The following is an 11801-nucleotide window of genomic DNA, read 5'->3' as shown; positions in this document are numbered from 1 at the left end:
CAGGCGCATCAACTCCGTGCCTGCCACGAGGATCCTCTCCTCGCCCGGTTGCAGAACAAATCACACGGAGGCAATTCTGATGCAGAGCAACAGCGAACTTCTTCCCCTGGACCTGGCTGAGCGTACAGTCGCGATCAAGGATCGCGGCCAGGTCATCACGTATACCTTCCGCCGCCTCACCAGTGACGATTGGGCTCGTTACATGTCCGGCATCGTCATTGAGACCGAGCGCAGGGGAGGTGCTGTCGTCAACACGATGGACACGCGCACCGCCGCCGATGATCTCATCAAGAGTGCCATTGTGCGCGTGCATGGCTACGTAACGCGCGACGGCCGCCGCGTGGATGAGGTTGAAGGCTGGAAAGACAACCTGCCGTATCGCCACACGATCCCTGCGGTGAACTTGCTGCAGGAAGTATCCGGCAGCAAGGAAGATCGTCCCATCTTCTTCGATGCGAAGGTCGAAGAGGTCCTGCTCGATGCCGTGTGGGATCCCATTCTGGTGGACGACAAGCCCAGCGGCCAAATGAAGAAGTACACGGGCCTGGTGCACCGGTTGTCGCGTCCGACTCCGGAGCAAAAGAAGCTCTACAACCGATCGCTGGCAGAAAGCCGTGTAGTGGGAGGTGCGCGCAACGGTCGCACGATCCACGGCGGACGCCATCGCACGCTCTCGCAGCTCTACGACGAGATGATCGTCGAGGTGGAAGGCTATGCCGCGAACGGGCAGCCGCTCACTGGCCGCTCGGCGATCGTGCAGCAGATGGATTACACACACAAAGTCACGGCGATCGATGAGTTGTTCTCGACCGCCGACGTTACCAACGCTGAGGACGAGTAGGCGAAATGCGCACCGTCATCGCACCGTCGGCGGATTTGATTGGCGTTCGAACAGCCGCTCTTGAACTCTACGCGGAACAACTGCGTGAGCAAGAATGCGGAGCCCTGGAAGATCGCCAGAAGAGACCGTTGACGGAAGCGGTGCGCAATTCGTTCCGCAAAGATCGAACACTCGCCGAAGGCTATTACGACTGGGTGTTGTATCTGCTCAAACTCAAAGATCAGATATCAGTTGGTGTCGATGTCGGGATCCAGTTGTCGGCCGACGAGGTTGATGGTCTGCGCTCGGTGGAAGCTGCGTTTCAGGAGTTCCGTCGCGAACATCCCCCGTGTCCGCGTTGCGGTGCGCTGAACCGCAGCTTCGCCGTTGTGTGCTGGAACTGCCGCACGAAGATGAAGGAGTAATAAATGGCAGTCGTTGCGATCGAAGTCGAGGTCGATGATAAGGGCGCGATCGAAGGAGTAGACAAGGTCAGCCGCGACTTCAAGGTGCTGGAAGCCGGCGCGAATCGCGCGGGCGACGCGGGAACGACCGCGTTCAAGGGCATTACGAAAGAATCATCGCGCGCCGGCGCGGCCACGAGCCTGGTTGCACGCCAGTTGGGAATCACACTGCCGGCTTCGGTTCAGAAGTTCTTGGCATCGTCTTCTCTCATCGGACCTGCGATGTCGGCTGCATTCAACGTGTCAATCATCATGGCGGTCGGTGCCGCAGTTGTCGCGTTGATTCCGAAGATCAGGAGCCTTGCTGACTTATGGGGCGGCTACACACAGGCAGTCAAGGACGCATATGCCGAGCAGGTTAAGCTCAACGACGCAATCCTTACAGGTTTTGACGATCGTAAAGTCGGGCGATTCCTCGTGAACCAAACCAACGCGCGGCTGAGCCAGCTCTCGATGGAACGAGACGCCATTCTCGGCACACAAATGACCTGGAAGGAATATGTGCAGGCGGTCACAGCCGGCAACATTTCAGCTATTGCCGCGACCAGCATTTCGTTGGCCCAGCGTGAAAAGCTCGGCGAGATATACGAAGAGGAAGCAAAGCTGCAGAGGCGGCAGATGGAGCAGCTAAAGCTGCTCGGAGAACTGGAGAAGAAAGCCAACGAAGACGCAGCAACCTCCGCAAAAAAGAGCTTTGACGAACGCGCGCAGGCGGCGAAGCAACTGGGAGAGATATCAAGCCAGTGGTCAAAGCGAGGGCTGTCCGAGACCGGCCAGCTGAACGAGGAATTTGTGCAGGCGTACCAGAAGGCATTGGTCGAAGCTCAGCGCTCGGGGCTGGGGCGCGCGGAGATCGAGAAGCAACTGGCCGAGTTGGTCGCCGGATATTCGCGCCAGCACGGCAAGATCGCTGAAGACGAAGCAGACAAGCGCATCAAGGCAGATCAGGAAGCATTCAAAAAACGTAAGGAGCTCGAAGACCAGGAACTAGAGGCGAGGCGCTCGCGAGAACATGAGCGTGCGTCGATGGCGGAAGCAGGCGCACAGATGGAAGCGCAGGCCGCTGAGCTTGCGCTGCCTCCCTGGCAACGCGCATTCGCCGAGATTGCCGCCGCGCACGACCACACCGTGCGCCAGATAAACGCGAGAGAACAAGATCTACTGCAAAACGTCGAGCAACACTCGGACGAGTGGGTGCGTATTGAAACCACCGCGCAGGCCGCTCGCCTTGCAGCCGATCACCTGACAAACGAGCGGATCATGGACGAGCACCGCAGGCTGATCGAAGAACAGGGGCAACAGTGGGAGTCGCTGTTCGACGACATCACCAGCGGCAATATCGGCAAGCGAATCCTCAGTAATATCAAAAAGCTGTTCTTCCAGATCTTCGCCGCGTGGATGTCAACTACGAAGGGGATGGGCAACACGACGGCAGGCGGCGGTGGTCTTCTAGGAGGACTGATTTTCGGAAATGCAGGCGGGATGCCTGGTGGAATGGGCGGCGGCCTCTCGATTCCCGGAATGGGTGGCATCGTATCGGGCGGCGGTGCGGCCGGAGCAGCAACCGGCGGCAGTTCGATCGGAGGCGTTAGCGGCAGCCCAATTATTCCCGTCAGTGGATTCCTTCCGGGCGCACTCACTACATCGCAAAGCGGCGCTGTACTTGGTGGCAGCGCGGCTGGCGGTTCGGCATCTGGATCGGCAGGTGGAGGCATTCTCGGGACACTACTCGGCAGTGTTTTTGGCGGCGGCAAGTCGAGCGGAGGCTCTGCGTCTGGTGGGCTCGGCAGCCGTTTGGCAACCGGTGGCGTCACACTCGCGAAGTCGCTTGGGCCTATGGCGGCGATGGCGGCAGGAGGAAAGTTCGGCGGTACGGCTGGAGCGTTGGGCGTTGGGCTTTCCACGCTCGGCATCATGGCGGCGGCCGGGAATGCGCAAGCACTTGCTGCTGTGAGCGCGCTCGGATTGGCACCTGCCCTTCTCGCTGGCGTCGGTGGCGGGCTGCTTGGCTTCGGCGTTGGCATGCAGCACGGCAAGACCGCAGGTGCGATCACAGGCGTTGCAGGCGGCCTCGGAACAGCAGGCATCATGGCAATGCTCGGCGTCTCCATGGGGCCCATCGGCTGGATCGCGGCGGGCGCGATCGGTCTGTTGGGCGGCATCTTCGGAGGCATATTCGGCGGCAAAAAACGCAGGCGCCAGGCCGAGGCCATCGCATCGAAGGCGCTGCCGCAAATCAATTCCCTGGTCGATGCCTACAAGACTCACCAGCTCGATGGCGCTTCCGCGCTGCAGCAGCTTGATGCGATGCAACAGTCGCTGTGGGAGCAGATGCACCAGCTAAAGGGCGAGGGCGACAAGGTTTACACCCAGCAGATGTTGCCAAAGCTGCTGACGGCACGCGCCGAGATCCAGATGTACGAGACCGAACGCGGACGTCGAGATCGTCTCGACTTCTCGCCACCCATGTTCCACAGCGGAGGCTACGTGGAAGGCGGACCGCTTGCCGGATGGCGCGCGTCAAACGGCGAACTACTCGCTGTATTGAAGGAGGGCGAGTTCGTTTCAAACCCACGATCGACTGCAAAGAATCGCGGCGTGCTCGAAGCGATGAACAAGGGCGAGAACTTCTCCGGCGGAGGTGGCGGAGACATCATCAACCTAAGCTTTGTCGATGGCGCGAGCTTTGGTCGTATGCTGCGAAATGCTGGCGGATGGGAAGCATTCAAGGCCGAGTCGAAGCGTCGCACGAGAGAAGGAGATGGCCTGTGAGCGAGCAGAACATCTTGAATCCGACACCGAGTGATCCGCTGAATCCTGATTACGGGTGGAATGAATCTCCACTCGGCTCGTTCGCCGAGTGGCAGGCAGCAAGCGGCGAATACTTCTCGCGCACCATCGCTTCGCGAGGACTAACTCGCGATGTGTCCTGGTCAAACCAGTTGCAATCGACTGCCGACAAGCTTCGGCAATGGTGGGCTCAGTATCGCAATGGCTTCTTCACTCTCGCCGACTACGATCGCGGACGCTACTACTCGGTGCGCTTCGTTGGCAAACTCGACTTCACGCCGGCCGGTTTCGACAAGGTCAACATCAAGGGGCAAGTAGTCGAGCTACCAAATGTCCCGATGTACCAATATCCGACAAACTGGGCGCGCGATGCCGTGTTCATCGAAGAGCGCGACGACTATGGCAATGACCTGGTGGTCCTCGTAGGCGGATGGAGCTGGTTTCCTTCCGCTGGCGATCGGCATGGCACGGGCTTGTACCAATCCAATCTCGCGGACAGGACCGCCGAGTGGCAATACTTTGGGTACGGCTTCCGCGTGTGGCAGATTAAGCACCCCTCCTGCGGGATCAACGAAGTGTCACTCGATGGAGTCGTTCTCGGTACCTTCGATGGATACGGTGCCGCTGCGAATTCGTCACCGCTGTTCACGAGAGCGAACGTCGCTCTTGGTATTCACCGTGTAAAGATTCGGATCACCGGCACGAAGAATGCGGCTTCAACTGGGTTCATTGCTGAAGCCGATGCGATCGAGGTGATGCAGTGAGTCCGGTTGCCATGCCTGCAGGGGCTGCCGCGCGGCTACGTCTTCGCGGGCGCGGCGATATCCCCATCTTGCTCGTTGACCTGGCGACCATCGACGGCACCAGCTTCTATTGGGCGAATGTCTCTGGCGCGTTTCCGCGCGCAGCTGATGGTGCACAACAGGTGTATAAGCCGTGGATCAAAAGCGCCGGTCCATTCTCTCAGTCGCGAGACTTCACAACAGACGGCGGCGACATCGTGGTGCAGAACCTGAGCGGCAACACGATCGAGCGCGATGTCTCAAAAGCGTTGCGCGACCACGAATTTGAGGGAACGCTCGCTGTGTTGCGCGAGTACGACGAGCTGCTCGGCGTGGTGGAAGAATTCCATGGCCGCCTTTTCGAGCAGGGACGCGACGCGACAGAAGCCAGCTTTCGCATGGTCCAGATCTTCGACGCGAACGAGTACGAGATAGCGGATGTCGATTACCAGGAAGGCTGCCCGCTGCGCTACAAGAGCGACATGTGCGGTTCGGTCTCGGGGCTGGCGACGTGTCCGAAGAAGGTTTCTGACTGTGTAGCCCGCAACAATACCGAACGATTCATGGGCTGCCCCAATCCTCCTCCGGTGGGAGTCTTGGGAGTCCTCCGATGAGCACAGAACTCTTACAAATCGCGACAGCGCAATTAGGCATCCCACGTCCACTGCTGTACGGCAAGGTGAGCGGCAAAGGGAACATGCTGCTGCTGCACCAGACCACATATGACAACGTTCGCTACGCGCTGATCGGTTTGGGAGACGGCGAGCTCGACGGCCCCGATAAAATCTTCGTCAACAAAAAGCCGCTACAAGACGGAGCGTTGTTTCATTTTCATCCTGGCTCGGACGCCCCACTGACCGGCCTTGCACCTGTTAGTGCCGGGGGCGATCAGCGCGTCGATTCCTTCTTTAACGTCTTCCCCTCACAGGTACAGAGGCTGCCGTACAACCGGCTCAGTTATCTCTTCTTGCAGATAGCCCCCGATCCTGGCGCACCTTCTGATGAGTTTGATTGGCTGGTCCAGCTGCGCGGGCTGAAAGTCAGGACCTTTGATGCGAGTGGCAACCAGACCGGGTACCAGTTTTCACAAAACCCGGCATGGTGGAAGGTCGATCTGATGCTGCGCGCGGTTGTAAAACGCGAAGCTCTACTCAACGCTGCGCTGAGTGCCGACGAGAGAGCGCGTTTTGACTGGGCATCGATCTACGACACTGCGCAGCGCAACGACGCACTTCTCTCCGGAGGACAGAAACGTTACGAGGGTGGCGTTGCACTCGTACAGCGGAGCAGTCTGGCATCTGCTCTGTCCCAGATGTGTGTGATGGATCAGTCCTACATGATCGAGCGCGCTGGGAAAATATTTCTGTATTCCGATAAGCCGCGGGCCTCAACGTTTTTGCTGAAAGCTGTGCACCTGGTTGGCGAGCAGCCGGTGCGTTTGGAAAAGACAAATCTGCGCGGCGCTCCCAATCGCTACATCGCCAAGTTCAGGGATGCGAACCCGGTCAAGATCGCAGGTATTACTTCGATGTCGCGCGTGAATGGCAGTACAACTATCGTGCTCGATGGCGAACATACGCGTTGGCAAAACGATTGGATCGAGGTTGTGGGTTGCGCTGACGCGTCCTTTAACGGCGCGTGGGTCGTCACTCGCGTGGTCGGCTGGAACTCGCTCGAAGTTGCTATGGCGGGAGCCAATGCAGTCACCGGCCCAGGTGGATATCTCGGAACGCCAGAGTCCAGGTTTCGTCTCCGCACCAAGGAGTGGGTTCACGAGGCACACCAGCACGCGGTGGGACAGCGTGGCATCAATCTCACTCCAACATATAAGCGCAACAGCATCGAGCTCGATCTCGGCGTCAACACGGCCGAGCGTTGCGAACGTCTAATTGCGTTCGCCGCGCAGCGGGATCTCGGCATGAACATTCAGCCCTACAAAGCGCCTTTCTCTGGCACTCTGAATTGCCGCCTCGACTCCGTGGACGATGCTGACAACATCCTTCGCGCGCATGTCGCAGGCGACATCATCACGCTCGATCCCAGCGCCGACGAAGAGTGCGCAGGCGATTACGAAATCCTGAAGATGCGCAAGGTGCTCTTTGCCGAAGCCAACGATGGATCGCAGAGCCGCACTATCGAACTCACAGTCAAGCAGGCCGTTGCCGCCGCATACAGCGATGTTGCTGACGACGAACCGGTGATCGCTGGCGGACGCATAGGAGCGTTTGGTCCAGCGGTCTGGTGGGATCCAAACTCTGGCGCTTGGGCTACCGGTGGAAGCTGGGGCCAAAACCAACTTGTAAATCCTCGCTTCGATCTGCCGGCCGCAAGCGCGAGTTCTGACTTGTGTGCCGACTGGTTCCAGTGGTCGAGCGCGCAGCTCGGACGGTGCGCGCGCGTGGTAGATGGCTTTGATACCGCTTACTCACTTGAGGTGAGGATTGCGGCGGCCACGCTCAGCGCTGGCGGATCAGTAGCATCTGTAATTGCGAACCGCACTAAGGCACCGGCGTCGGCCGAGCAGGGTTGGTTTCTGTTTGCACAAGCAAAGGTGGTAGCAGTCGCTGCTGGATTTACGTGCACTGCCTATGTTCAGGTCGGGGTGCGCTATTCAGATGGCAGCGCGTCCGCATTTCCCGCGTACGTCGATTTGTCACAGATTGGTGCGTGGCAGACGGTTAGGTTGCCGTTCGTAATTCCAACTCCCTCAGGGAAAACCATCACAGGCATCGACGTCGCCTTCATCGCTACCGTTGATAGCGCCGCTGGTGGCACAATGCCAGGCGACATGGTCGTACGCTTTGCATCACCCCAGCTTGTGCGCTCTGCCGATGCCAGCACAGACGAGGTCGATAAAAAAGGGTCAACTCCGCCTTCATTTTCTCCGGCAATCACCTACACCTCGACGACGAACACCATCACTCCTGCGTGGAACGCCGACATATATCGCTCGAACGGAGAAGCACCTTTCCACATCAATGGGAGTCAGTTGTGCACTGGTCTCTTCGCCGGCACGAGCTACAAAACATGGATGTTCTACGGAGAGAGGGAGAAGGCCGTTGGAGCCGTGCAAACGGGCGGAACTGGCGCTCCTCCCTGGATGCACACACAGGCCGATTTCGACGCCAATCAGCGTCCGCGCACGGCAGAACAATATCGCCAGGACCACATTCCTCTTTCACAAGCCGCAATCACTATGTCAACAACAACCAGCGGCACTGGCGGCGGATCGGGAGGCGGTGACGGCGGCTGCCTCTGGGGCCGTTCTGTGGTGCGCGAAAAGACGCGAGGCGTGATCTATCTCTCGCGCGTGCGCGAGGGAGACTTTCTTCTCGGCCGCGACGGCAAGTACCGCCGCGTAAAGCGGCGTCGCTACGCGAAGCATGACCTCTGGGTGCGTACACGATTCAACGTCGGCGACTGGCTCCTCGCAACATGCGGACATCCTTACACGTTGATGGATGCCAGCTGCCGTCATGCGGCCGAACTCACGCTGGAGTCTCAGGTGCCGTGCGCAACAGGGGTCACCTACCCCGAGTGCAACGAGCTGGTGCGGAGAACGCTGACAAAGATTTCGATCACACTCGACGACGATAAGCAGCCCACAATGTGGTCGCACACGTTTCTAGCGGGGATGAAAAGTCCGGTCATTTCGTCCCACAACATGCAGGCAAGGACAACTTAAGGAGCAGCGCGGCCATGAGAAGAATGTACGTGGTGTCGAAGAAGGTCTGGCTCGAGCACGCGGAGACCTTTCACCCGACGATCGGCTCGCACTTTATAGACCTTGAATTCGAGGATAAGCGGCACGGACACGAGCAGGAGGACCAGATGATTCTGGTCTCGATCGCGTTCGCCTCAGAAGGTGCTGAAGACAAGTGGCACGGTCACCCGGATGTCGCCATCCTTCCTCACCCAACGCACGAGGGCATGACCAAGATTAAGGATGCAAAAGCCCATCCTGCCAAGAAGATGAAACAGTCTCATGTGGATGCGCTAAAAAAGCACTCTAAACTCGGGTTCGACGAACAGAATGACACCATCCTGGATCTGTCGGAGAAGGCGAAGAAGATACACCCAGAGTGCTGCATTCGTAACGTGCTGTGAGAGCCTAAAAGCGGTCGATCCGAGAGGTAAAACGGAGTGATGGGCATGTTCAATCAGGCTGTCGAAACAGGAACCGGCTGCAAATCGATGGCCACTCTGAGTCCATTCCCTCAACCACTACCGTCTAATGTTACGTTACTACCCTCCAACTCTGTTATTACTGCCGCGCAATTTTGCGAGCCCCACCGATGGGTGCGTAATCCGAAATGGCGGTGCGTCTCCGCTATAATCTGCTAATCCTCATGGTTAGAGACGGCATCTATTACGGACTCGGTTGTATTGCTGCAGCCTTCATGGTGTTCTGGCTAACGGGATTTCTGTGGCTGACGGTCATTCCCCTGCTGCTTGCTGCCTTCTTTCTCCAATTTTTTCGCGATCCCAATCGCACGATTCCGGTTGTTCCCGGCGGCATCGTTTCCCCGGGCGACGGCAAGGTGACGGACATATCCGTGGTGCGCGTTGCAGATAAGCCGCGCACGCGCATCAGCATCTTTCTAAACGTATTCAACGTGCACGTGAACCGCGCTCCCATTGCGGGCGAGATCACAGACGTAGAGTATCGCAAGGGCCAGTTCCGCAATGCGATGGGCGCGGTTTCCGCCGAGATGAACGAGCAGAACATTTGCACGATTCTTGGCGAAGATGGCCAGTCGGTCACCTTCAAGCAGATCGCAGGTTTGCTGGCACGGCGCATCGTGTTCACCAAGAAAGCTGGCGACCTGGTGCAGCGCGGAGAACGCGTTGGTCTGATCAAGTTCGGCTCCCGTGTTGACGTAATCTTTTCGGCGGATGCGATCGTGGCGGTAAGGTTGGGGGACAAGGTCAAGGGCGGAGCGACTCTGCTGGCTACTTTACCCGTTCCGCAAAAAACTACGCCGGCCAGTGCGGGAGCGAAGACGGAGAGGGCACGATGAACCTGCACCTGCGGCGAGCCTCTGATGTCGCCAACAGGCGACGGATGCGCAAAGGCATGTATTTGCTGCCGTCATTGTTTACCACTGCGAACCTGGCCGCTGGATTCTATGCGATTCTGCAAGCGATGCAGGGTACCGCGTCTGAGCCATGGCATTTCGACCTGGCTGCTATCGCCATCGGCTTTGCGGTTTTTTTCGATGGAATGGACGGAACCATCGCCCGGCTGACGAATACGACCAGTGACTTCGGTAAAGAGCTTGATTCGCTTGCAGATGTTGTAACCTTCGGCGTTGCTCCGGCTGTGCTGGCCTGGATGTGGGGATTCCGTATGCTACCGCCCGACCTCGGTGGCGAGCTGCGGGGGAAACTGATCCAGTTCGGCGCGATCACCGTATTTATCTTCCTGGCGGCAGGAGCGAGTCGCCTGGCCCGCTTCAATATCCAACTGAACCCGCAACCCTCGAATCCCGGACGGCCCGGCCGCAAGTACTTTGTCGGCATGCCGATACCGGGTGGTGCGGGATGTATTGCCGCCGTAATTCATTTCGCCTCCGGTACGCCGATATCGTCGTGGTGGCTTTCGGCGATATGGCTGGCCTTTGTTTTGTCGCTTGCTTTTCTGATGGTGAGCACATGGCGCTTCTGGAGCGCCAAGAGCATTGATTTCCGGAGCCGTCATCCGTTCCGGCTCATCCTGCTCATCGGCATCGTGATCGCCGCAATCTGGTTCTACTCGCGCTACATGCTCTTCTTTATGGCATTGGCTTACATGCTTTCCGGTGTGCTGGCGCGCTTGTTCTATGTAATTCGAAAGCGTCCGGCAGCGGGGGCAGCACCACAAGAGGCTCCTCTTTCATGAAACGTTCGAAGAAATCCGGTGAAGCAATAGGTTGGGGTGGCCTCTTCCGTGTGGCTGTCGTTGGCGCCGCTACGTTGAAGGGTAAAGAGCTGAAGGATGTGCTCAGCGAGCGCAATTTTCCTTCGAACGAAGTAAAGCTGCTCGACGATGAGGACGCACTTGGCACTCTCGAGAATGTCGGCGACGAGCCAACCTTCATTCAAAGCGTTCTTCCCGAGCACCTGGAAAACGTGGATTTCACGTTCTTCGCTTCCGATGAAGAGTTCACGGCGCGGACCTGGCGGGAGGCTCGTGAACGGGGCAGCGAGATCATAGATCTCTCGTACGCGCTGGAGAATGAGCCCGGCGTGATTCTCCGCGCACCATGGATTGAAGACGAGCTCGGTAAGCCGCATCCGGTTGAACTGGTGACTGCACCTGTCGTAGTTGCGCACCCGGCGGCCGTTGTGCTCGCGCTCCTGACAACGCGAATCGAGAAATTGCGGCACATAGAACATGCCTCGGCCACCATCCTTGAGCCTGCCTCTGAGCGCGGCAAGGGCGGCATGGATGAACTCCATGATCAGACCGTGAACCTGCTTTCATTCCAGCAGATGCCGACGAATGTCTTTGGCACGCAAATCGCTTTCAATATGGTGCCGGGCTATGGTCAGGAGTCTCGCCCGTCGCTCAACCAGGTGGAAGAGCGCATTCGCCGCCACTTCGAGAAGATGTGCGGCGACGTGGCAAAAGCGCCTTCGCTGATGCTGCTGCAGGCGCCGGTCTTTCACGCGCACACTTTCTCCATATACATAGAGTTGCAGTCCCCGGCGTCTCTGCAAGAGATGGAAACGGCAATCATGGGCGACCATGTGGAGATTGCCCGCACCTTCGAGGATACGCCCACGAATGTGAACGTCGCAGGGCAGGAACAGGTGCAGGTGCTCGTGCGCCGCGATACGCAGCGCGAGAACGGTTTCTGGATCTGGGCAGCTTCCGACAACCTGCGCATTACGGCGAACATGGCCGTTGAGTGCGCGGAATCCATGGCGGCAACCAGGCCGCGAGGGAAGGTACAGTAAGCG

The 11801-nt window shown here is 58.4% G+C and carries 10 protein-coding genes; all 10 read left to right on the top strand.

Annotated features, from left to right (window positions below):
• The coding region (locus VN622_17690; GenBank protein ID HWR37699.1) for a hypothetical protein at positions 1-841 on the top strand (841 nt) is incomplete at its 5' end.
• Positions 842-846: 5 nt separating this feature from the next.
• Entirely contained in the window at positions 847-1245 is a 399-nt protein-coding gene (locus VN622_17685) for a hypothetical protein (protein HWR37698.1), read from the top strand.
• Between the two features lie 3 nt (positions 1246-1248).
• Positions 1249-4056: a hypothetical protein gene (locus tag VN622_17680; protein ID HWR37697.1), complete on the top strand. Its 2808-nt coding sequence runs from the start codon at positions 1249-1251 to the stop codon at positions 4054-4056.
• Entirely contained in the window at positions 4053-4838 is a 786-nt protein-coding gene (locus VN622_17675) for a hypothetical protein (GenBank protein HWR37696.1), read from the top strand. Before VN622_17680 ends, VN622_17675 begins: the two co-directional genes overlap by 4 nt.
• Before the next feature lie 11 nt (positions 4839-4849).
• A complete protein-coding gene (locus VN622_17670; GenBank protein ID HWR37695.1) occupies positions 4850-5470 on the top strand; it encodes a hypothetical protein in 621 nt (206 codons plus the stop codon).
• Positions 5467-8541 carry a hypothetical protein gene (locus VN622_17665; protein ID HWR37694.1) on the top strand — a complete coding sequence of 1025 codons (3075 nt, stop codon included), beginning with the start codon at positions 5467-5469 and terminating at the stop codon, positions 8539-8541. Before VN622_17670 ends, VN622_17665 begins: the two co-directional genes overlap by 4 nt.
• 14 nt (positions 8542-8555) lie before the next feature.
• Positions 8556-8963 (top strand): hypothetical protein, encoded by a 408-nt coding sequence (locus tag VN622_17660; GenBank protein ID HWR37693.1) that lies wholly within the window; start codon positions 8556-8558, stop codon positions 8961-8963.
• A gap of 206 nt (positions 8964-9169) precedes the next feature.
• Complete coding sequence (locus VN622_17655; protein HWR37692.1) at positions 9170-9877, top strand: phosphatidylserine decarboxylase; 708 nt, start codon at positions 9170-9172, stop codon at positions 9875-9877.
• Complete coding sequence (locus VN622_17650) at positions 9874-10737, top strand: phosphatidylcholine/phosphatidylserine synthase (protein ID HWR37691.1); 864 nt, start codon at positions 9874-9876, stop codon at positions 10735-10737. The genes VN622_17655 and VN622_17650 overlap by 4 nt, the downstream gene beginning before the upstream one ends.
• On the top strand, positions 10734-11798 hold the full coding sequence (locus VN622_17645; protein HWR37690.1) for an Asd/ArgC dimerization domain-containing protein: 1065 nt from the start codon (positions 10734-10736) through the stop codon (positions 11796-11798). The genes VN622_17650 and VN622_17645 overlap by 4 nt, the downstream gene beginning before the upstream one ends.
• The last annotated feature ends 3 nt before the right edge of the window (positions 11799-11801 follow it).

Source organism: Clostridia bacterium (assembly GCA_035561135.1).
Classification (GTDB): domain Bacteria; phylum Acidobacteriota; class Terriglobia; order Terriglobales; family Acidobacteriaceae; genus DATMYA01.
This window is presented reverse-complemented; position numbering and strand designations above follow the sequence as displayed.

Excerpts from the sequence above, each read along its gene's own strand:
- VN622_17665 (HWR37694.1), top strand. The coding sequence starts at position 5,467 with ATGAGCACAGAACTCTTACAAATCGCGACAGCGCAATTAGGCATCCCA.
- VN622_17655 (HWR37692.1), top strand. The coding sequence starts at position 9,170 with ATGGCGGTGCGTCTCCGCTATAATCTGCTAATCCTCATGGTTAGAGAC.
- VN622_17680 (HWR37697.1), top strand. The coding sequence starts at position 1,249 with ATGGCAGTCGTTGCGATCGAAGTCGAGGTCGATGATAAGGGCGCGATC.
- VN622_17670 (HWR37695.1), top strand. The coding sequence starts at position 4,850 with ATGCCTGCAGGGGCTGCCGCGCGGCTACGTCTTCGCGGGCGCGGCGAT.
- VN622_17685 (HWR37698.1), top strand. The coding sequence starts at position 847 with ATGCGCACCGTCATCGCACCGTCGGCGGATTTGATTGGCGTTCGAACA.
- VN622_17660 (HWR37693.1), top strand. The coding sequence starts at position 8,556 with ATGAGAAGAATGTACGTGGTGTCGAAGAAGGTCTGGCTCGAGCACGCG.
- VN622_17645 (HWR37690.1), top strand. The coding sequence starts at position 10,734 with ATGAAACGTTCGAAGAAATCCGGTGAAGCAATAGGTTGGGGTGGCCTC.
- VN622_17650 (HWR37691.1), top strand. The coding sequence starts at position 9,874 with ATGAACCTGCACCTGCGGCGAGCCTCTGATGTCGCCAACAGGCGACGG.